General features: G+C 64.2%; 17 protein-coding genes. 11 read left to right on the plus strand and 6 right to left on the minus strand.

Annotated elements, in window-relative coordinates; all coding sequences use genetic code 11:
• Positions 1-486: 486 nt before the first annotated feature.
• Both LDL32_RS17815 and LDL32_RS02680 read left to right on the plus strand, forming a co-directional pair.
• Complete coding sequence (locus LDL32_RS17815) at positions 487-609, plus strand: hypothetical protein (protein WP_255673771.1); 123 nt, start codon at positions 487-489, stop codon at positions 607-609.
• Between the two features lie 130 nt (positions 610-739).
• Positions 740-2014, plus strand: coding sequence for a M20 family metallo-hydrolase (locus LDL32_RS02680; protein WP_233064353.1), 1275 nt, complete (start codon positions 740-742; stop codon positions 2012-2014).
• A 116-nt stretch (positions 2015-2130) separates the two neighbouring features.
• Here LDL32_RS02680 and LDL32_RS02685 read toward each other — a convergent pair whose 3' ends face one another.
• A complete protein-coding gene (locus LDL32_RS02685; RefSeq protein ID WP_233064355.1) occupies positions 2131-3366 on the minus strand; it encodes a NupC/NupG family nucleoside CNT transporter in 1236 nt (411 codons plus the stop codon).
• Between the two features lie 176 nt (positions 3367-3542).
• Between LDL32_RS02685 and LDL32_RS02690 the strand changes: the two genes are divergently transcribed.
• The 7 genes from LDL32_RS02690 (at position 3543) to LDL32_RS02720 (ending at position 12336) form a co-directional block, all read left to right on the plus strand.
• Positions 3543-4079: a TetR/AcrR family transcriptional regulator gene (locus LDL32_RS02690; protein ID WP_233064356.1), complete on the plus strand. Its 537-nt coding sequence runs from the start codon at positions 3543-3545 to the stop codon at positions 4077-4079.
• Between the two features lie 65 nt (positions 4080-4144).
• Positions 4145-6283 (plus strand): squalene--hopene cyclase, encoded by a 2139-nt coding sequence (gene shc / locus LDL32_RS02695; protein WP_370636739.1) that lies wholly within the window; start codon positions 4145-4147, stop codon positions 6281-6283.
• Positions 6284-6441: 158 nt separating this feature from the next.
• A complete protein-coding gene (locus LDL32_RS02700) occupies positions 6442-8079 on the plus strand; it encodes an MFS transporter (protein ID WP_233064357.1) in 1638 nt (545 codons plus the stop codon).
• A 16-nt stretch (positions 8080-8095) separates the two neighbouring features.
• The gene (locus LDL32_RS02705; protein ID WP_233064358.1) at positions 8096-9172 is read left to right on the plus strand and encodes an HlyD family secretion protein; all 1077 of its coding nucleotides are present in this window, start codon (positions 8096-8098) and stop codon (positions 9170-9172) included.
• A 4-nt stretch (positions 9173-9176) separates the two neighbouring features.
• A complete protein-coding gene (locus tag LDL32_RS02710) occupies positions 9177-10700 on the plus strand; it encodes an efflux transporter outer membrane subunit (RefSeq protein ID WP_233064359.1) in 1524 nt (507 codons plus the stop codon).
• 9 nt (positions 10701-10709) lie between these two features.
• Entirely contained in the window at positions 10710-11441 is a 732-nt protein-coding gene (locus LDL32_RS02715) for a hypothetical protein (protein ID WP_233064360.1), read from the plus strand.
• A gap of 274 nt (positions 11442-11715) precedes the next feature.
• On the plus strand, positions 11716-12336 hold the full coding sequence (locus LDL32_RS02720; protein WP_233064361.1) for an O-methyltransferase: 621 nt from the start codon (positions 11716-11718) through the stop codon (positions 12334-12336).
• A gap of 326 nt (positions 12337-12662) precedes the next feature.
• On the opposite strand, the gene LDL32_RS02725 is transcribed toward LDL32_RS02720, so the two are convergent.
• Positions 12663-14255, minus strand: a complete 1593-nt coding sequence (locus tag LDL32_RS02725; RefSeq protein ID WP_370636740.1) for a tannase/feruloyl esterase family alpha/beta hydrolase — start codon at positions 14253-14255, stop codon at positions 12663-12665.
• 199 nt (positions 14256-14454) lie between these two features.
• Between LDL32_RS02725 and LDL32_RS02730 the strand changes: the two genes are divergently transcribed.
• Complete coding sequence (locus LDL32_RS02730; RefSeq protein WP_233064365.1) at positions 14455-15651, plus strand: DUF3500 domain-containing protein; 1197 nt, start codon at positions 14455-14457, stop codon at positions 15649-15651.
• Positions 15648-16220, plus strand: a complete 573-nt coding sequence (locus tag LDL32_RS02735) for a hypothetical protein (RefSeq protein ID WP_233064367.1) — start codon at positions 15648-15650, stop codon at positions 16218-16220. The genes LDL32_RS02730 and LDL32_RS02735 overlap by 4 nt, the downstream gene beginning before the upstream one ends.
• A 75-nt stretch (positions 16221-16295) precedes the next feature.
• On the opposite strand, the gene sodC is transcribed toward LDL32_RS02735, so the two are convergent.
• The 4 genes from sodC to LDL32_RS02755 all read right to left on the minus strand — a co-directional run bounded on the left by sodC (position 16296) and on the right by LDL32_RS02755 (position 20443).
• Entirely contained in the window at positions 16296-16826 is a 531-nt protein-coding gene (gene sodC / locus LDL32_RS02740; RefSeq protein WP_233064368.1) for a superoxide dismutase[Cu-Zn], read from the minus strand.
• 167 nt (positions 16827-16993) lie between these two features.
• On the minus strand, positions 16994-18124 hold the full coding sequence (locus LDL32_RS02745; protein ID WP_233064369.1) for an anhydro-N-acetylmuramic acid kinase: 1131 nt from the start codon (positions 18122-18124) through the stop codon (positions 16994-16996).
• Positions 18125-18279: 155 nt separating this feature from the next.
• Positions 18280-19224, minus strand: coding sequence for an N-acetylmuramic acid 6-phosphate etherase (locus LDL32_RS02750; protein WP_233064370.1), 945 nt, complete (start codon positions 19222-19224; stop codon positions 18280-18282).
• A 43-nt stretch (positions 19225-19267) separates the two neighbouring features.
• The gene (locus tag LDL32_RS02755; RefSeq protein WP_233064371.1) at positions 19268-20443 is read right to left on the minus strand and encodes a serine hydrolase; all 1176 of its coding nucleotides are present in this window, start codon (positions 20441-20443) and stop codon (positions 19268-19270) included.
• Positions 20444-20610: the final 167 nt, after the last annotated feature.

Genomic DNA, 20610 nt, shown 5'->3' on the forward strand with positions numbered 1-20610 from the left:
TTCCGGTCCGGTCACGCTGCCGGTGGTGGTGGGAATCACCCGCGCATATCCCACGCCCGGCGTTGCGCGGGCAGGTCCGCATTCCGTGTGCCCATCCGGCCGGGGGGAGACATGCCAGGGAGGGATGGGGCCAGTTGCATGACCGTATCGCTCCCGCCCGCGTGGCAAAGACCGGATGGCCGCCTTCTACCGGATACTGGCCGGGACGGCTGCGGGCCCGCGTCGGGCTCGTGCTGTCCGGCCCCTTATGGTGTCCGGAGTGGAAAATGGTGATGCACATCGGAGTTTCGGCAATGGCCGTGCCCTGTTTCTGACAGGCAAGCGGGATGCAAAGGCCTGAACGCTCCGCTGTGCGGGGTTCGTGCCATCAGGGGAGGGAACCGGCATGGACCTGCAAGACAAGCCTGACCAGACAGCCAGAAAAAACATTGCGACCGGTTGTCGGGTTCCCATATGCTGGCAGCCGCACGAAGGGCTGGAGCCGTCATGCCGCGTGGTCCTGATATGGTGCCCGGTCGCCTTGCCAATAGCGAAATCGCCCGTAATCTTACCGATGCCTGTCCACCGTTCACGCATGCCCGTGCGGTTCATGCGCCCGTGTCCGCCTGACCTAAATCCCGTATGGACATAAATGCGTGCATGATGGCGGGAGGAAGGTCAACTCATCCGCATCGACATGCTGCCACGCAACCGGCTGGCGGATGGCGCATGGATGCCGGTCCGGCATGGAAGGAAGCCCATGACACAGCAAGATCCCGCCCCGCATGGCAGCAACATGGGCATTGATGGACAGGCCCTGTGGTCGGACCTGATGGAAACCGCCCGGTATGGCGGAACCCCGAAGGGGGGCGTGCGCCGCCTGACCCTGACGGCGGAAGACAGGCAGGTGCGCGACTGGTTTGCACGTACCTGCAGGGCCCTTGGCTGCACGGTTACGCATGATTCCATGGGCAACCAGTTCGCCCGCCGTCCGGGGCAGGATGACAGTCTGCCACCCATCACCATTGGCAGCCATCTCGATACACAGCCGACGGGTGGCAGATATGATGGCATTCTTGGGGTTATGGCCGGCCTGTCCGTGCTGCGCGCGCTGAACCGCGCGGGTTACGTGACCCGCCACCCGATCGAGGTGATCAACTGGACGAACGAGGAAGGTGCCCGCTTCACACCCCCCATGATGTGCTCCGGCGTGTTTGCCGGTGTGTTTGCCGAGCAGGCGGTACTGGACAAGCGTGACCGCGCGGGCATCCGCTTTGGTGATGAACTGGAGGCCATTGGCTACCGGGGCGACGAGCCGTGTGGCCAGCACCCGGTCACGGCCTATTTCGAACTGCATATCGAGCAGGGACCGATCCTTGAGGCCGAGAGCAGGACCATCGGCATCGTAACCGGCGTGCAGGGCGCACGGTGGTACGAGGTTACGGTAAGGGGCAGGGACGCCCATGCCGGTTCCACCCCCATGCCCCTGCGCCATGATGCGCTGCTTGGAGCCGCACGGATGATCGAGGCCGTAAGCCAGGTCGCGTGCAGGCACGCGCCGACCGCCGTTGGCACAGTGGGGCTGATTGAAAGCCACCCCAACAGCAGCAACGTGGTACCGGGCGAGGTGTTTTTCACCATCGATATCCGTGATCCCGACGATGCGGTGGTGGAACGGATGGAAGCGGAACTGTACGGCCAGCTACCCGAAATCGCCCGGCGCAGTAACGTGGAATTTGAAATCGTTAAGGTATGGGATGCGCCCGCCGTGCATTTCGACCCCGACTGCATCCGCATGGTGGAGGTGGCCGCGGCGGAAAGCGGCCATGACGCCCGGCGCATCGTATCCGGGCCGGGGCATGACGCCGCCTACATGGCGCGTGTCGCGCCTACGGCCATGATTTTCGTGCCATGCAGGGATGGCCTGAGCCATAACGAGGCCGAAAGCATTACCGAACACGATGCGACCGCTGGCGCGGACGTGCTGCTCCGGGCTGTAATCAGGGCCGATGCCACTTTCAGCGCGGGTGCATGAAACGGCACGCCAGCCCTGACGGATCGGAGCATGACCGGCGTGTACTGTTCCCGAAAACCGTCGCCATGCCACCGCGCGGCAAACCGGCGGGCCGGCATGGGGGCCGCCAGCTTTGCCTATGGAATGATGATGCCCGCAATGGCGGCGCTCATCAGGTTGGACAGCATGCCCGCCAGCACGGCGCGCGCGCTTTTGCGGGCGACTTCTTCCCGCCGGTCGGGGCACTGGCTGCCAAAGGCCGCAACAAGCAGCCCCAGCGAACTGAGGTTGGCGAACCCGCACAGGGCAAAGGACGCGATTGCCGCCGCCCGCTGCGACAGCCGCCCCGCCTGTATGTCCGGCCCGAGGCGCATGTAGGCTACGAATTCGTTCAGCACCACCTTCAGCCCCAGTACCGACCCGACCATGCCACATTCCGGCCCGGGCACGCCCAGCAGCCAGGCGAGGGGAGCGAACATAAATCCCATCAGGTATTCCAGTGACAGCGCAGGCAGGCCGACATGGCTCCCCGCCGCCTGCAGTCCCCCGTTGACCAGCGCAATCAACCCGATACAGGCGACAAGCATGGCCGCCACCGCCACGGCGGTATGCGTCCCCTTCAGTGCGCCTTCCATCAGGGCTTCGAAAAAGGCGCGATGACGGGCGCGGCCTGCCGCATTGACCGGGCTGACCGGGCCATCCGGCAGGCGGGGCTCCAGCAGCTTGCCAAACAGCAACCCGCCCGGAATGGCCATGAAGGAAGCGGCAACAAGATATTCCGCCGGGATGCCAAGCCCGAAATAGCCGATAAGGGTCGCGCCGGAGATGGAGGCCGTGCCGCTGCACATGGCGCTGAACAGTTCCGTCCCGCTCATGGTGGCCAGATAGGGGCCGAGCGCTACCGGCAGTTCGCTCTGCCCCACGAAGATGGTGATGATCGCGCCAAAGGACTCAACGGGTGACGTGCCGAGCAGCCCCTGCACCCCACGCCCCAGCACCCGTGCGAAGGCCTGCATGATCCCGAAATGGTACAGAACGGCAATCAGCGCACTGACATAGACAAGCGAAGGCAGGACCTGAAAGGCAAAGACATAGGGCGCGTCGGGAAAGACCGCCGCCATGCGGGGGCCGGCAAGCGCGCCGAACAGGAAACGTGATCCTGCGCTGCCATAGGACAGGATGCCGGTCACCATGTCCGCCACTGCCCGCAACGCGGCCTGCCCCGCAGGTACACGCAGCACGAGAACCCCGATGCCCGCCTGAAGCAGCAGGCACGGAACGATGACGCGCGCGCTGATGTGCCTGCGCTCCGTGGAGAAGACGATGCCGATGCATATCAATGACACGACGCCGAAAAAACCACGGACATGCATGAAGCAACCCTTCGGGCAGAAGCGGGGGAATGATGTCTTCCGACCCTATGGTTGACATAGCGTAACAGTATCGCCCGCGCCGTCAAGCAGCGCCCGGGGCATGCCCGTGGGGTTGCACGATCCGCCCGCAGGTGGTTTAATTCCATCCAGATGGAATGAAACTGCCGAGGTACCGCATGGCGCGCCCCAGGACCATAGACCGCGACAATGTGCTGGACTGTGCCGAACAGCTTGTCCAGCGCAGGGGCGCCGCCGCTCTGACGCTGGACGCCGTGGCAAAGGAAGCCGGCATTACCAAGGGTGGCCTGCAGTACTGCTTTGGCAGCAAGGATGACCTGGTTACCGCCCTGATTGACCGCTGGATCGCGGGATTCGATGCGCAGGTGGCCCGCAACGCCGGTGCTAGCCCGACGATTGCCGGGCGTGTGGCGGCCTATGTCGCGGCCTGTGGCCAGTATGACGCGGCCGGGCATGCGCGGATGGTCGGCATGCTTGTCACCCTGCTTCAGTCACCCCGCTACCTGCAGCGCATGCGGGCGTGGTATGCGGGCTGGTTCCATGACTGCACGCCTGATTCGGATGCGGGGCGCCGGGCCCGTACCGCGATTTTTGCGGCGGAAGGGGCGTTTTTCCTGCGGAGCCTGGGCTTTATTGAAATGGATGAAGCGGAATGGCAAAACGTCTTCGCCGATTTCCAGAAGCTGGCTTCATAGGCAGCCGGTCACCCTGATCACAGCAACCGATATTCTTCAGACCCTCCATGACATTTCGCACAGGTATGGAAAAAATGAACAAGGAAAGCCGCCCTTTCCCCCCGAAGGCTTCAGGTTCTGACACCGCATCCTCCGCCCCCGGTCACGCGCCCGCGAATGGCGCCGTGCCCGATCAGGCTACGGCCGGGCTTTTCCGCTCGCTCGACAACAGCCTGGCCCATACGATTTCCGCCGCCAGCGAATGGATGATCGGCCAGCAGAAACCCGATGGCCACTGGGTGGGGCCGGTGGCGTCCAATGCCTCCATGGAGGCGGAATGGTGTCTGGCGCTGTGGTTCCTTGGCCTCGAGGATCATCCGCTGCGCCCCCGCCTGGGCCGCGCCCTGCTGGAAATGCAGCGTGAGGACGGGTCCTGGGGCATCTATTACGGTTCGGGCAACGGGGACATCAACGCCACGGTCGAATCCTACGCCGCCCTGCGCTCACTGGGTTATGCGGCGGATCAACCCGAACTGAGCAGGGCCGCCGCATGGATTGCCAGCAAGGGCGGGCTGAAGAACATCCGTGTGTTCACGCGCTACTGGCTTGCCCTGATCGGGGAATGGCCGTGGGAAAAGACACCCAACCTGCCGCCGGAAGTCATCTGGTTTCCCAACAGTTTCGTTTTTTCCATCTACAATTTCGCGCAGTGGGCGCGTGCGACACTGGTGCCGCTGGCCATCCTCTCCGCCCGCCGCCCCGCACGCCCCCTGCGCCCGCAGGACCGGCTGGATGCGCTCTTCCCCGGTGGGCGTGAACGCTTTGACTACGAACTGCCCCGGCGTGGGGGGCGGGACCTGTGGGCCAGTTTCTTCCGCACGACGGATCGTGGCCTGCACTGGCTCCAGTCCCGCTTTCTCAAGCGCAACACCATGCGTGAAGCCGCGATCCGGCACATGCTGGAATGGATCATCCGCCATCAGGACGCTGATGGTGGCTGGGGTGGCATCCAGCCACCATGGGTTTACGGCCTGATGGCGCTGCATGGGGAGGACTACCAGTTCCACCATCCCGTCATGGCCAAGGCCCTGTCGGCGCTGGATGATCCCGGCTGGCGCCATGACAGGGGCGATGCAAGCTGGATCCAGGCGACGAACAGCCCGGTATGGGACACCATGCTTGCGCTGATGGCACTGCATGATGCACGGGCGGAGGACCGCTTCACCCCCGAGATGGACAAGGCGCTGGGCTGGCTGCTCGACCATCAGGTCCGGGTAAAGGGCGACTGGTCGATCAAGCTGCCGGATGTGGAACCGGGCGGCTGGGCGTTCGAATACGCGAATGACCGCTATCCTGACACGGATGACACGGCGGTGGCGCTGATCGCGCTCTCATCGTGCCGCCACCGTCCGGAATGGCAGGCGCGTGGTGTCGGGGAAGCCATTACCCGCGGGGTGAACTGGCTTGTCGCCATGCAGAGCACAAGCGGTGGCTGGGGCGCGTTCGACAAGGACAACAACCGGGCGCTGCTGGCAAAAATTCCGTTCTGTGATTTTGGTGAGGCCCTCGACCCGCCATCCGTTGACGTGACGGCCCATGTGCTGGAAGCCTTCGGCCTGCTTGGCCTGCCGCGCGACATGCCGGCAATCCGGCGCGGGCTGGCCTATATCCGTGCGGAGCAGGCGGCGGACGGCGCATGGTTCGGCCGCTGGGGGGTCAATTACCTGTATGGCACGGGCGCCGTGCTGCCTGCCCTTGCCGCGATAGGCGAGGACATGACCCAGCCCTACATCGCCCGGGCCTGTGACTGGCTGCGCAGCCGCCAGCAGGACAATGGCGGATGGGGTGAAAGCTGTGCATCCTACATGGACATCGCGTCCATAGGGCATGGTCAGGCCACCCCGTCACAGACCGCATGGGCGCTGATGGGGCTGATCGCCGCCAATCGCACGCAGGACCATGAAGCGATTGCACGCGGGTGCCGCTTCCTGATCGACCTGCAGCGGCCCGATGGCAGCTGGGATGAGAAGGAGTTCACCGGCACCGGCTTCCCCGGCTACGGGGTTGGCCAGAACATCCGGCTTGATGACCCGGCCCTGTCAAAGCGGCTGCAGCAGGGGGCGGAACTCTCGCGTGCATTCATGCTGCGTTATGATCTGTACCGGCAGTTCTTCCCCGTCATGGCGCTCAGCCGGGCATCGCGCCTGCTCAAGGCGGCAGGCTGACGGCCCATCCCGTCATGATGGTACCGGATGGCGGGATGCACGGACCGGCTGACCGGTACCTGCCGTCCCGCCACGATCCCGCCCTTCCGAAAATCGAAATCGTCGCCTGACATAAATGGGGGTTGTCGGCGGCTGCGGGGTCGGGATCAAGTGCGGGCATGAACAACGTCGCTTCCGCATCCGCGGCTGATGGGCCAGTCATCCATGCCGCACCGCCAAGGCCGTCCTATATCCCGCCTTTTGGCGTGCGGACGGTCATCGGCTGCCTTGGCATGCTGCTGGCGGTCCATGTGGCGGGCTTCAACGAGCACGTGACCGAGATCGGCCTGTCCGATATCCGTGGCGCGATGCACATCGGCCACGATGAAGGCACGTGGGTCATCGCGATATACGAGGCGTTCAACATTGCCGCCATGGCGTTCACGCCGTGGTTCTACATGACGTTCTCGATCTACCGTTTCTCGATTTTCATGACGGCGATGCTGGCGCTGCTGTCCATCCCGGCACCCTTCATGCCCGATGTGGCATCATTGTGCATCCTGCGTGCCTTCCAGGGGCTGGCCGGGGGGTGCCTGCCGCCGGTGCTCATGACCGTCATGCTCAAATACCTGCCACCGCAGATCCGCGTGTTCGGCATTGGCGGCTATGCCATGAGTGCCACCTTCGGCCCCAATCTGGGCCTGCCGCTGGAAGCCTTCTGGTTCGAGCACGCAGGCTGGCACTGGCTGTACTGGGAGATCATTCCGACAGCCGCCCTTGCCATCGCCATGATGGCCTACGGCCTGCCGCGTGACCCGATGCATTTCGAACGCTTCGAGAAGTTCAACTGGCTGGGCATCCTTGTGGGGCTGCCCGCGATCTGTTCGCTGGTCATCGTGCTGTACCAGGGTGACCGGCTGGACTGGTTCCGCTCCCCGGTCATTACCGACCTTGCCTTCTGGGGTGGGGCGGCTTTCATCGTGTTCGTCATCAACGAGGCGTATCATCCCAGCCCGTATTTCCGTATCCAGTACTGGCGTTCACGCAATATCCAGGCATCGCTGCTCTCGCTGGTGGGCATTCTGGCCATCTGCGCGATGATGGGGGACATCCCGGCCGTGTATCTGGAGGGCGTGCGCGGCTACCGCCCCATACAGGCGGCCCCGGTGTCACTGGTGGTGGCGCTGCCGCAGCTGGTCATGCTGCCGCTCATTGCCGCCATATGCAACAGCCGCCGGGTGGACTGCCGCTTCGTGCTGGCGGGGGGCATGCTGTGCCTTGCGGCATCAGCGTGGCTGGGTACGTGGCTGACGGTGGACTGGGTGCGCGACAATTTCTACCTTCTGCAGGTGCTGCAGGTCTTTGGTCAGCCCATGACCGTCATCCCCACGCTCATGCTGGCCACCATGGCCATGGGTCCGGCCGACGGGCCGTTCATCTCCGGCATGGTGAACATGCTCAAGGGGCTGGCCAATGCGGTGGCATTTGCCATATTCGGCGCGCTGACCCGGCGGCGCGAGCAGTACCACTCCACCATGCTGCTTGACCACCACGGCACCCACCAGCTTGCCCTGCAGGGCATGGGCAACCCGATCAGCCAGCAGCTTGCCCCCACATCGCCCGACAGTGCGCATGTGGCGCGCAACGCGCTGCAGGTATTCCACACCTACGTGCATGAGCAGGCGCTCGTGCTGGCGCTGAACGATATCTACTACATCCTGATCTGGGTCTGTCTTTTCTATGCCGTCATGAATCTTGTCCTGCCGCGCCGTGTCTATCCACCGCAGGCGCCTTCACCCGCTGCTCCAGCCCGCTAACCCGGAATTACCGATCATGATCTACAGGAAACCGCTGCTTTACGCAGGCTGCACCGCCGTCGTGCTGGCCCTTGTCGCCTGGGGGGGCGCGCGTCTGGTCAATGGCGATGGCATCAGCCAGTACACCAATGATGCCTATGTTATCGCCGACTTCCCCACCGTCGCCCCAAAGGTATCGGGCCGCATAGACCGCGTGATCGCGCAGGATAACGAGCAGGTCCATGCGGGTGAGGAACTGGCCCATATCGAGGATGACGACTACCGCGCCGCTCTGGACGTGGCGCGCGGCAACCGGCAGGCGGCGCAGGGTGACGTGAGCAACCTCGAGGCCGAACTGGCCCGGCAGGATGCGGTCATCGCGGGCGCGCGCGCCGCCGTGCAGTCCGATGAGGCGGACCTGGCGTTCGCGCATCTTAACGCTGCGCGGTACCGCAACCTGTCATCGGGCGGGGCAGGCACGATCGAGCAGAAGCAGCATTCCGAGGCACAGGAAAAAGAAGCGCAGGCCGCAATTGCGCGCGAGAGCGCTGGCGTGGATGCCGCCACAAGGCAGGTGGATGTGCTCAGGGGCCAGCTTGAGCGCGCCCGTGGCATGCTGCTGCGCGCGCAGGGGGATGAGAAGCAGGCCGAACTGAACCTGTCCTACTGCACCATTCCCGCCCCCATGGATGGCGTGGTGGGCGAGCGTGGCGTGCGCGTGGGTAACTACGTGCATGCGGGCACCGGCATCCTGGCGGTGGTACCAACGCATGAAGCCTACGTGCTGGCCAATTTTCAGGAAACGCAGCTGACAAAGGTGCAGACCGGGCAGGCCGCGACCATATGGGTCGATACCTTCCCCGGCCACCCGCTGAAAGCGCATGTGGATTCGCTGGCCCCCGCTACGGGCGTTGCCTTCGCCCCCATCCAGCCCGATAACGCCACCGGCAACTTTACCAAGGTGGTGCAGCGCATTCCGGTCAAGCTGACATTCGACCCCGGCCAGCCGCTTGCGGACCGTGTGCGCGTCGGCATGTCGGTGGAAGTGAATATCGATACGTCCTCCAGACCCGAAGGCCCGCATGCCGGTGATGCCCGCTATGTCTGGCAGTAAGGCCATGAAGCGTTTCCTCCTTGTCGGGCTGTCGGCGCTGGCGGGCTGCACGGTCGGTCCGACCTACCACAAGCCCCAGGTCAAGGCGCCCGCCACATGGCGTGATACCCAGCCGCCCGCCGAAAGCACGGTCAGCACCGCATCGACCGACCCGCAGTGGTGGAAGCTGTTCAACGACCCGCTGCTGACCCGGCTGGAAAACGAAGTGGCGGCCAGCAACCTTGATCTGAAAGCCGCCAGCCTGCGGCTTATGCAGAGCCAGGCGGAAAGGCGGATCGCCAGCGCCGCACAGTTCCCGCATGCCGAGGCCAATGCGTCCTACGCGCGTGAACGGGCCAGCACCAATGGCATACTGGGGCTGCTGGGCACGATGGAACGTGAAGGCGCGGGCTCCGTCGCATCGGGCACGCAGGGCTTTGGCCCCACCGCGCTGCCGGGCAGCGTGGGCAATCCGTCGTTCAACCTGCCGCAATACGGCATGAATGCATCATGGGAAGTGGACCTGTGGGGCCATGTGCGCCGGCAGGTGGAAGCGGCAACGGCGGCCATGCACGCCACCGAGGAAATGCGGCGCGACATCCTGGTCTCGCTCATGGCGGAAACCGCGCAGGACTATATCGACCTGCGTGCGACCCAGACCCAGATCGGCATTCTTGAACATAACATCGACATCGCCACCAACAGCGTCCGCCTGACCACGATGCGCCTGCAGCAGGGGGCCGCCACAAGGCTGGATGTGGCGGAGGCGACGGGGCAGCTGCACACCTTCACCTCCCGCCTTGCACCGCTGAAGGCACAGGCCACGCACCTGCTCAATGCACTGAGCTTCCTTGTAGCGCGTGAGCCCGGCGCACTGGATGCCGAACTTGGTCCATCGGCCCCCATTCCGGTGGTGCCTCCCACCATTCCGGTCGGCCTGCCATCCGAACTGGCCGAACGCCGCCCCGATATCCGCATGGCGGCGGACCGGCTGCATGCGGCAACAGCCAGCATTGGTGTTGCCATTGCCGATTTCTTTCCGCGCATCACGCTTTCGGGTAGTCTGGACGTGCAGGCCCTGCAGTTCAGCGGGCTGGGGTCATGGGCATCGCGCCAGTACGGTTTTGGTCCCACGGCGACACTGCCCATATTCGAAGGCGGCCGCCTGACCGGGCAGTTGCACCTGCGCCGCGCCCAGCAGAAGGAGGCGGCGACGATGTTCCAGCGCACCGTACTCAAGGCATGGCAGGAAATCGATGACGCCATGGCCGACTTTACGGCAGCGCAGAAGCGGCGCGACGAACTGGCCGAAGCCGTGCACGAGAACGGGATCGCGGTGGAGACGGCCAAGGCGCAGTATGTTCAGGGTTCATCCGATTTCCTGAATGTGCTGACCCTGCAGAACGCGCTGCTGTCATCCCAGGCGGCACTGGCGGATGCCACGGCGCATGTCGCGGATTCCGTGACCCGTCTCTACCGTGCGGTGGGCGGTGGATGGCAGGATCTTTACCCGGAACAGAAGAAAAGGAAGGCAGGAAAGCATGGCTGAGATGGCAAAATGATGGACATAAGACGGGCGGATACGCTTGGTACCGCGCATTCGGGCGGCCTGGTGCTGCGATGCCACTTCGCATTTGCCGATTACACCGACCCCGCGCATGCGCATGAGGGCCGCCTACGTGCCCTCAACCTTGGCACGATGGGACCGGCGGAGACGTATCACCTGGGGCCGGAAGCCAGCGTCGATATCGTGACATGGCTGCATGCGGGCAGCCTGTGCGCGCATATGGACGGGTTTGCGCCAGCGCGGCTTGGCGCGGGTGACGTGCATCTGGCCAGCACGGGCAGCGGATGCGCGACCCTGCAATGGGCAGCGGGGCCGCAAGGCGCCACGTTCGTGCAGTTCTGGCTGCTGGCCGATATCGAAGGAACCACCCCCGCGCAGGAAATGCGCGCGGTATCCACGCTGGAAGGGGATGGCGGTTTTCATATACTCGCCTCCGGCTTTCCGGAGGATGACCCCAAGGAAAGCGGAAACGTGAGCGACGGCGCGCCCGTGGCGCTCAGCGCGCGGGCGCGACTGGCCCATGCCACAATCCCGGCGGGGGAGGGCGCGGCCTATGGTACCACCAGCGGGCGGGATCTCTGTCTTGTCGTGGTTTCAGGCTCCGTCAGCATTGCGGGAAGTGTCCTGAACGGAGGCGATGCGGCGGACCTGGCTGATACCACGGACCTGACCGTCATGGCGCGGGAAAACGCGGTCGTGCTGCTGGTGGATGTGGCTGCGTAACGCATGCGTACGATATGGGGCCGAGCAGGGACGGCAGGGCTGCGCCGGGGCCGTTCATACAGGCCGGCAGGAAGCACATCCGGATATGTCCTGAATCAAGATGTATCGGGAATTATATCGATATTATGAAGCACAGGAAGAGACACGCAGACGGTCACGGCCACCGGACTTTTCCCTCCGAAGGCCATGTGGGGTTTCCAGGCACCCGACAGCACTACGGCCCGCGCGGTCGGGCAGATACAGGCTGACACACCCGACGGCAGGGAATGCAGGCATGGATGACAGGATTACGGCAGTTCCCGAACGCTATCATGACCGCATGCATGCCGAGCGCAGCCAGCCACGCGTGGAGCCGCCGGGCGGCCGCGATGGCGGGCATGACCAGCGCATGCGTGCCATCGGGCCGGAAACCGGGCAGTTGCTCACTATTCTCGCCCGCAGCCTGAAGCGCCCGCGCATTCTCGAACCGGGCACATCATTTGGCTATTCCACCCTGTGGCTGGCCGAGGCCGCGCGCGCGACGGATGGCACGGTGGTCACCATGGAACTGCATGGGTGCAAATCCGACCATGCCCGGCAGATGGCCCGACAGGCCGGACTGGCCGACTGGATCGACTTCCGCGTGGGGGACGCCGTGCGAATGATCGGTGAACTGACGGACAGGGTTGATTTCGTATTCGTTGACCTGCGGAAAGATCTCTATGTGCCGTGTCTGGAAGCTTTCCATTCCCGTCTTGATCCCGGCGCCATTATTGTGGCGGACAACATGATCCGACCGGGGACGGAGGATGTGAAACGCTATGGTCGCGCCATCCGTGCGCTGCCGGGCATGTCCAGCGTAATACTGCCCGTGGGCACGGGTATCGAGGTCAGTCGCTTCGACCCCCCTGACTAGCCATCCCGGCACTGGCCCGGCATCTGTCTGCGTGGACTGTCAACTGACCGATATCAGAACCACGCCGGAACGCATTCTCCACCCGCTCAGGAAATGGGACGGTAGTCATGCCCGTTTCCTGCAAAAACGCGAAATTACTGGGGATCGGGCCAACCATATCAGGGAATGGATGGGCAACCCCCTGCCGGAACAGGGGCAGGGGCAGGCCAGAATATCATATGGCCATGCTGTTATCGCACATGAATGTAATGAAACCGCACCAGTTTCAGGACCAGACAACCCGTGACCCGGGCCGGTCCCGTCAGGGCCGGCCATTTCATGCGTGATCAGCGGGGCGTGGGGTCAGCGCAGGCGAAGCTGCTGGCGTCCTCCATGTTTCCATGGCCATCGTACCGGGCCACCTTCGGCCATGCGCAGAGCGGCCGGGTCCGGACGACCCGCCCGTTATCCACGCGCGCTGCGATGATCTGCGCGGGTGCCTGTCCATGGCTGACCCAGTTATCGATCGCCCCCAGTTTGCTGAACGTATCGCAGCCCGCCCCCCCATAACAGTGGCCCATGCCGGGAATGGTGATGAGCCGCACGGCATCCGTACCAGCGCGGCCTGCATTGCGCCGGACCGACTGGTAGTATCCTGCCAGCTGTTCCGGATTATGGCCATCGTTCCAGCCGATATACATGAGCAGCCTGCCGCCATGGCGAAAGAAGGGGGTCAGGTTGTCATCCACATGCAGGAGCGGGCCAATCCTGCGGGTGGCTTCCTGCACGTCGGTGTCCCATTTCAGGGTTGTCCAGTCCCAGTCCGGGTTCTGGAAGGCCGCGTAACTGAACAGGTCAAGGGCCACTGGAAATGCCTTGCCATCGGCTGAAAAACCATCCTCGCTGCCTTTGGCCGGGCCGGGGAAGATGACCTGATGCGTCTGGGGGTCAAGCGGGCCCTGATAGATGTTCTGGGCCGCCTGCACCTCATCGGCGGTCAGGCATTTTGCGGTGTTCTTCCCGCTGCACCGGATCTGCGCGGGCGTGAAGGTGCATGTATCCGGTTCGTCCAGAAAGCCCTGCTTTTTCCCGACGGGGGAGGCACAGGCATTCATGACCGCCATATTCAGCAGGTGGAATTTGTCGTGTGATACCCGCAACGCCGGATCATGATAGCTCATCCAGCCGGCCCATAGCTGTTCGGCGTTGAAATTCACGATCGGATTGGGGGGTGCCCCCGCCACGATCCCGTCATAATCCGTGGGGTAGCGCCTGGCTTCGATCAGTCCTTCCAGCCCGCCCAGCGAGCAGCCGATCCAGTAGGCATGTGTGGCCTTCCTGCCATAGAACGTCCTGACCAGCATCCTGGCCGCGACCGTCATCAGGTGATCGGCACGATAGGCGTAATCGATCATCTTTTCGGGGTGGCCAAGCGTAAACCGGCCCCCCTGGCCTTCGGGGGTGGAACTGTCATGCCCCGTATCGGTGCTGGCCACGGCGTAACCTTCGCCCACGCCGGTTGCCATTCCATCATACATGAGCGACCCGGCCCAGCCGAAATTGCCGACCCCCAGCAGCCTGCCGTTCCAGCCTGCAAGCGGCAGCCAGATTTCCGTGCGGATTTTTGAATCGGCGGACGGATGGAGCGTGATGGCCACACGACAGAAAGCAGGATTGGGAGCCTGCGCCGGATGTCCGGCCAGGTTCATGCCGGGAGCGGACATGATATGGCTCAGCTGGTCCTGCGGGGTGTGCCAGCTTCCCGCCGCCACGGTCTCGACCGTGGTAAAGGTCGCATCCGGCAGGGCATGGCGGGCCAGATCGGCACAGCTGGTGCCATGGGCCCTTGCCACGCCCGGCGTGGCAAGGGCAGTGCCCGCCACCAGCAGGGAGAAAAGCCATGGCAGGCCGGGTGTGGACGGACGCTCGGGCAGGGACATGATGATTTCCTGACGGGTGGGTTGCACGGTGTGGGCTGTCATGCGGCGGGTTGTCAGTGCCGCGCCGCTGCATGATGGCAGGGCCTATTGTGGACGCAAAAAGTGCGGGGGAGAAAGCCCTTGATCCCATGGTCGGACGCATGCACAGTCCGCACGGTAACAGGAACCACGTGCCGTCGTGGGGTGGGTCAGAGGACTGATGCGAAAGATTTCTCTTGTAACGGGCGGGCTGTTTCTGGGCATTCTGCCGGGCATGATGATGACTGTTCCCACCCGTGCCGCGGCCCCGGTCGGTGCAGGAGAAGATATGCCCGCCAGCCGGACAGCGATGGTTGCAGGCGCCGCGCGGGATTTTGTGGCAACATTTGACGCGGCTGGTCGCGCCCGGGTGCAGTTTCCCTTTGTTACACAGAAATCAGGCACGCTGGCCCGCTTCCGCCGGAGCGCGCCGGACCAGCCCGTCCAGCCGGTAACGGATGCGCAGGCCACAGCGCCCGCCCCGCGCGGGCCGGGCATGGGGCCGCCAGGCGGTTTCATGGGCGAGCGCTACGGTACGGCGGTCTGGTCGAATTTTCCCGTAAGTGACGTGCCCCGGCCTGGCCTGCAGATGGGCCAGCTGAGCGCAGGCCAGCGCACCGCCGCGATGCATCTGCTCCAAACGGTGCTGAGCGCGCGGGGCTACCAGAAGGTGCTGGACATCATGGGGGCGGACCAGGCGCTGGCTGACAGTGGCACGCCATTTGCCTCCGGCCGGTCAGTCTATACCATCGCGATCCTTGGGGAACCGGGGGAGACAAAACCCTGGATGATCCAGTTCGGCGGCCATCATCTTGGCCTCAATATCGTCATTGATGGCGTGCACGGTGTCATGACGCCAACGCTGACGGGGGCCCAGCCCGCGATCTACCGGTCGGGCGGAAAGACGGTGCGCGTGCTCGCGGATGAGAATGACCGCGCCTTCGCCCTGCTGGACGCACTGGATGCACGGCAGCGCAAGCAGGCCATCCTGCCCTACAGGGTGGAGGATCTGGTGCAGGGGCCGGGCCATGACGGTGAGACCCTTATACCCGAAGGGATAAAGGGGGCTGACCTGACGGATGTCCAGAAGGACCTGCTGATGGGTGTGATCACGGAATGGGCCGGGATCATCAACGATGCGTATGCCATTCCGCGCCTGAAGGAAATCCGGGATGATCTGGACCGGACATGGTTCGCATGGAGTGGCCCCGTCACCCATGTGCCGGGGCATAACGGGTCATCCTATTACCGTATTCAGGGGCCACGGCTGCTGATCGAATTCTCCCCGCAGGGGGTGGGTGATGATCCGACCATGCATGTGCATACGGTCTATCGTGACCCTACCGACAGCTATGGCAGCCGGTATACGATGCCATGAACGGCGGGCGGGCCATGGCGCCGGTGCTGGCGGCCATCGGGCTGGTGGCGCTGGCCGCGCCCGCCCATGCGCACCGGCTGGATGAATACCTGCAGGCTACGGTGATTGATGTTACCCGGCAGCATATCACCCTTGCCGTGCGCCTGACGCCCGGCATTGAGGTGGCGCCCAATGTGATCCACCAGATTGACACCAATGGCGATGGTGTCCTGTCCCCACGGGAGCAGCAGGATTACGCGGGGCAGGTTGCACGCGAACTGTCGTTTTCCCTCAATGGCCATCAGGTTGCGCTGAAGGTGGGGGAGGCAGCATTTCCCTCCGTCGCGGCCATGCGGGCGGGGGATGGCGTGATCACCCTCCGCTTCGATATCGGGGTTGCCTTGGGCCCGGGTCCATACCGGCTGGCCTGCACCAGTCATGCCATGGGGCATGACAGGGTTTACCTGGTCAATACACTGCTCCCCCATGACCCGGACATTCATGCAGGGCGCCAGTGGCGGTCGGCCGACCAGTCATCCTACCGCCTTGATTTCACGGTGGATCGGCATGCATCCGGTCCCGTACCATAAATCCGGATATGCCCTTGCAGGACCGGGCACGGACCACCCTGCGGACAGGGCAGCCTTTTGCCATGGATGCCAGAACTAGCGGATCACCCCGCAGATCAGACGATCTCCCGCGCCGCCGATCGGCTGGGTTTTATAGTCATCCGGATTGGCATGGATGACCAGTGACGCGCCATCGGCGTCTAGCAGGGCGGGACGCCCGTCCTTTCCGTTGAGCGAGACCAGCGTGGAATAGAATTCCGCCGTTCCGGTTCCGTCCTGACTGACGAAAAGATTTGGCAGGTCCCCCGCATCATTTGCATTCGGGTTCAGCAGGCCATGGACAACAGGGGTGGCCGCATGCACATGCGATCCGGCGCTGGTGAATTTCGGGGGCCCGCAATCGCCCTTTTCATGGAAATGAATGCCATGCCAGCCCGGTGTCAGCCCCTTGGCCTCAACACGTAAGATCACCCCCTTGGGTGCTTCCGTAATGCTGGCGGTGCCACGATCCGTTCCGTCCGTCCCGACCAGATGGGCCGATGCGGTATCGGCGGCATGAGCCATCACGGGCAGCGCGGCCAGTCCCGCAACAAGGGCGGCTGATACTCTGAAGGAGGAGACAGGCATGAGGCGTTTCCTTTTATGACGACACGGGAGACAGGGGCGCCATGCCTGCAGAAGCCATGAATGCCGGCACGATGCATCCCGAATTCCCGTTACCTTGCCGCAATTACGACTGGCTCGCAATTACCGATAAAGTGAGCGGTACAGGACGCCGGGGGAAAGGGCCGCGTTCATGAAGATGTCCCGCCGGTTTTATGGATCCATGCCGGAACGGGCATGAGACCCGCACAGGTCAGGCGACCGCCGGACAGACCGCCCGGTGCCCCTGTAATCGTGGGTGCGGAGAGCGGTAGCCCACGGATGCTGCGCACGGCAAGGAAGCCGAAACACTGCGCCTCCAGCGCATCACCATTCCAGCCAAGACCGTCCACCGGCGCGACCGGCACGCCCAGCGCTGCCTGCAACCCGTGCATCAGAACGGGATTATGCCGCCCGCCACCACAGACATACCACCGCGCCGGGGTGGCGGGGAGCGGCGTGCGGCGGATGGCTTCGATGGTAAAGGCGGCAAGGGTCGCCGCACCATCGGCGGGCGTGCAGGCGGACACACGCTCCAGGGCGGATGCGAATGTCTGCCGGTCCAGCGATTTCGGGGCGGGACGCGTAAAATAGGGGTCGGACAGCAGATGTTCCAGGACTGTCCGGTTGACCGTGCCCCTGCTGGCCAGACGGCCATCAATGTCACAGGCCGTGCCGGTATGGCGAAAGGCCCAGTCATCCAGCAGGGCATTGCCCGGCCCGGTATCGCAGGCATGGATGGTCCTGTCCGCATCGATCAGCGTGACATTCGCCACCCCCCCGATATTCAGCACCGCAACCGGCAGCGGTGCATCGTGCAGCAGGGCGGCGTGGTACCATGGCACCAGCGGCGCGCCTTCACCGCCTGCCGCCACGTCGGCACTCCGGAAATCATGGACCACGGCAAGCCCGCTCTCGTGTGAGAGCAGTGCCGCATCGCCAATCTGCCATGTCCTGTGCCGGTCCGGGGCATGCAGGATGGTCTGGCCATGGAAGCCGATCAGGTCGATATCCGGCACGCACGCCTGCAACTGGCGCACTGCCGCAACATGATGGCGGGTGATTTCATGCTCCACGGCCTTCAGTTCCGGATCATCGTGGGACAGTCCGGGTGCGCGATCGAGAATTTTCCGGGCGCGCTGGCGTAACATCGCGGGGTAGGGCAGGCTGATGTCAGGCCCGTACCCGGCAATCCGTTCCCCATCTGTCTGAATAACCGCGGCATCCACTCCGTCAAGCGACGTACCGCTCATGAGACCGATGACATTCATTACCCGGTCCATGCCTGCGCCCCGTTCATTTCGCAATCACGCAGGCTGGCACGCCGGGATGTGGACGTGGCTGCCCGCATTCCTCCATCATGCAACGGGCCGGGACTTTTGCCATCCCCTGTCATGCCATCCATCCTGTATCCGCTGATCATGGGGGGAGGGTCCGGTCATGGCGTGCCGGATGTGCGGGGCTGCGGCGTCTCCACACTGGCAAGGATCGTGCGCAGGTTGCCATGATGGAGACGGAGCAGCGGCTCGACCTGCGCAGGGGGAATGCCCGAACGGATCATGACGGCGCGCTTGACATTGAACCGTGTCATCTCAAGCGCATCAAGCGCCTGCTGCTGCGTGCTACCGGTCAGGTTGCGGACCATGCGGCACGCACGCTGCTGCAGCTTGGCATTGACCACGCGCATGTCCACCATCTGCCCCCGGTAGGCATGGCCCATGCGGATCATGAGCGTGGTGGAGATCAGGTTCAGCGTCGCTTTCTGCGCCGTACCGGCCTTGAGCCGGGTGGAACCGGAAATGACTTCCGGCCCCGTCACGATGGCAATGCCCAGCTCTGCCACATCCAGAAGCCTGCCATCCGGATTGCAGGCGATGCCGATGGTCAGGCTGCCGGCCGCGCGCGCGGCCGTAATCGCGGCACAGGTATAGGGCGTGGAGCCGCTGGCGGCGATGCCCAGCACTACATCATCGGGGCCGGGGGCATGCGCCAGGATGTCCGCTCGTGCCGCATCCTCACGGTCCTCGGCGCCTTCCGCCGCCTGATGGATGGCGTCAGTCCCGCCTGCCAGCAGCAGTACCAGCCGTTCTGGCGACCAGCCGAAGGTGGGCAGGAGTTCCACCCCATCCTGCATGCCGATCCGGCCCGATGTGCCTGCGCCGACGTAGAACAGCCGCCCGCCTGCCAGCAGGCGTGGCAGGGCGGCATCCACGGCGCGCTCCAGTTCTGCCGATGCGGCGCGAACGGCGGCGATGGCGCTCATCTGGGATTCCACCAGCGCGTCCAGCACGGAAGCAACGGGCCAGGTATCCACATCCGCATAACGGGGGTCCTGTCCCTCCGTGGCAATGGGTGGGGGCGGGACGCTGCTGTTCAGGGCCATGGGCCATATGCTCCGGGAGTGAGGGAAAAAACGTTCCGGCCCGTTACGGGACGAGGGCAAGGGCGGCAGCCGTCGCCACATCGTGGCGCAGGCGCACGACATTGCCATGCCCGTCAGGATGCAGGCGGCTGGTCAGGATCACGACATAGCTGTCACTGCCGGGATCAAGCCAGACCGACGTCCCGGTAAAGCCGGTATGCCCAAAGGAGCCGACCGGGAACCTGTCCCCCCGCACGGAGGAATAATGCGTGGAAATATCCCACCCCAGGCCCCGCAGGTCCGACATGCCCGGTGGCTGCTGCGGTGTGGTCATGAGCAGCACGGTCTGCTGCCGCAGGGGAAAGGTGGACTGCCTTCCCGCCCGGCGGTCAAGCAGGGCCTGCGCATAGAGGCACATATCGGCGGCATCGGAAAACAGGCCCGCATGTCCCGCAACCCCGCCCATGCGGCGCGATGACGGGTCATGTACCTGCCCGCGCAGCATATGACCCTGTTCGTCCGGCTGGGTCGGGGCGATGCGGGGGCGCCATGTATCGGGCGGCAGGAAGCGGGACTGGCGCATGCCCAGCGGTGTCAGGACAAAGCGCGTGGCATACGCATCCAGCGTCATGCCGGACAGTTTCTCGATCAGGAAGCCCAGCGTGAGAAAATTGATGTCACTGTAGATGAACGCCGTGCCCGGCGGCCGGGATGGTGCACTCCCCATTGTGCGGCGGAAGGCTTCATCGCGGCCCTGCCATGGCCGGGTCAGGTCCAGATCGGGCGGCAGGCCGGAATAATGGGTAAGCAGGTGCCGGATGGTAACGGGGGCTTTGCCGGCGGCGGCGAACTGCGGCAGATAATGGCACACGGGATCATCAAGCTGGAACAGGCCCTGTTCCCACAGCTGCATGACACAGGGGGCGGAGATGACCGGCTTGGTCAGTGATGCCATGTCGAACACCGTGTCCCATGTCATCGCCTCGGCCACGGGCGTTACGGCGCGCTGGCCGTATACGGCCCGATGCACGACCTGCTGGTCATGGCCGATGGCGCATACGACACCGGGCGCTTCATGCAGGGTTACCGCCTGCCGTAGCCTGCGGTCCACGGCGCGCATGCCGGAACCGCCGGACAGCGTGCCATGCGCACGGGGCGCGCATGCCGCAATCGTGGTCGCGCCAGCCAGCATCAGGACATGGCGGCGCTTCAGCCAGGGCACGACCGGAAGAACATGCATGGTGCAAACGATCCGTTACAAAGACGGCATGCCGGATGCCTGATCCCGCAGCCATACCGCCATCCGCATCCCATGACAACGCTCCGTTCCGGTGGCGGCGGGATGGCCGCGCCCTGCAGGCGATATTGGAACAGTTATCCGGGCGGGCCATGGCGGTTGTCCCGCCC

The sequence above is a fragment of the Komagataeibacter sp. FNDCF1 genome (assembly GCF_021295335.1).
In the GTDB taxonomy this organism is placed as follows: Bacteria; Pseudomonadota; Alphaproteobacteria; order Acetobacterales; family Acetobacteraceae; genus Komagataeibacter.

Excerpts from the sequence above, each read along its gene's own strand:
- LDL32_RS02685 (WP_233064355.1), bottom strand. The coding sequence starts at position 3,366 with ATGCATGTCCGTGGTTTTTTCGGCGTCGTGTCATTGATATGCATCGGC.
- LDL32_RS02720 (WP_233064361.1), top strand. The coding sequence starts at position 11,716 with ATGGATGACAGGATTACGGCAGTTCCCGAACGCTATCATGACCGCATG.
- LDL32_RS02710 (WP_233064359.1), top strand. The coding sequence starts at position 9,177 with ATGAAGCGTTTCCTCCTTGTCGGGCTGTCGGCGCTGGCGGGCTGCACG.
- LDL32_RS17815 (WP_255673771.1), top strand. The coding sequence starts at position 487 with ATGCCGCGTGGTCCTGATATGGTGCCCGGTCGCCTTGCCAATAGCGAA.
- LDL32_RS02680 (WP_233064353.1), top strand. The coding sequence starts at position 740 with ATGACACAGCAAGATCCCGCCCCGCATGGCAGCAACATGGGCATTGAT.
- LDL32_RS02725 (WP_370636740.1), bottom strand. The coding sequence starts at position 14,255 with ATGTCCCTGCCCGAGCGTCCGTCCACACCCGGCCTGCCATGGCTTTTC.
- LDL32_RS02715 (WP_233064360.1), top strand. The coding sequence starts at position 10,710 with ATGATGGACATAAGACGGGCGGATACGCTTGGTACCGCGCATTCGGGC.
- LDL32_RS02705 (WP_233064358.1), top strand. The coding sequence starts at position 8,096 with ATGATCTACAGGAAACCGCTGCTTTACGCAGGCTGCACCGCCGTCGTG.
- shc (WP_370636739.1), top strand. The coding sequence starts at position 4,145 with ATGGAAAAAATGAACAAGGAAAGCCGCCCTTTCCCCCCGAAGGCTTCA.
- LDL32_RS02700 (WP_233064357.1), top strand. The coding sequence starts at position 6,442 with ATGAACAACGTCGCTTCCGCATCCGCGGCTGATGGGCCAGTCATCCAT.
- LDL32_RS02735 (WP_233064367.1), top strand. The coding sequence starts at position 15,648 with ATGAACGGCGGGCGGGCCATGGCGCCGGTGCTGGCGGCCATCGGGCTG.
- LDL32_RS02750 (WP_233064370.1), bottom strand. The coding sequence starts at position 19,224 with ATGGCCCTGAACAGCAGCGTCCCGCCCCCACCCATTGCCACGGAGGGA.
- LDL32_RS02690 (WP_233064356.1), top strand. The coding sequence starts at position 3,543 with ATGGCGCGCCCCAGGACCATAGACCGCGACAATGTGCTGGACTGTGCC.
- sodC (WP_233064368.1), bottom strand. The coding sequence starts at position 16,826 with ATGCCTGTCTCCTCCTTCAGAGTATCAGCCGCCCTTGTTGCGGGACTG.
- LDL32_RS02745 (WP_233064369.1), bottom strand. The coding sequence starts at position 18,124 with ATGGACCGGGTAATGAATGTCATCGGTCTCATGAGCGGTACGTCGCTT.
- LDL32_RS02755 (WP_233064371.1), bottom strand. The coding sequence starts at position 20,443 with ATGCATGTTCTTCCGGTCGTGCCCTGGCTGAAGCGCCGCCATGTCCTG.
- LDL32_RS02730 (WP_233064365.1), top strand. The coding sequence starts at position 14,455 with ATGCGAAAGATTTCTCTTGTAACGGGCGGGCTGTTTCTGGGCATTCTG.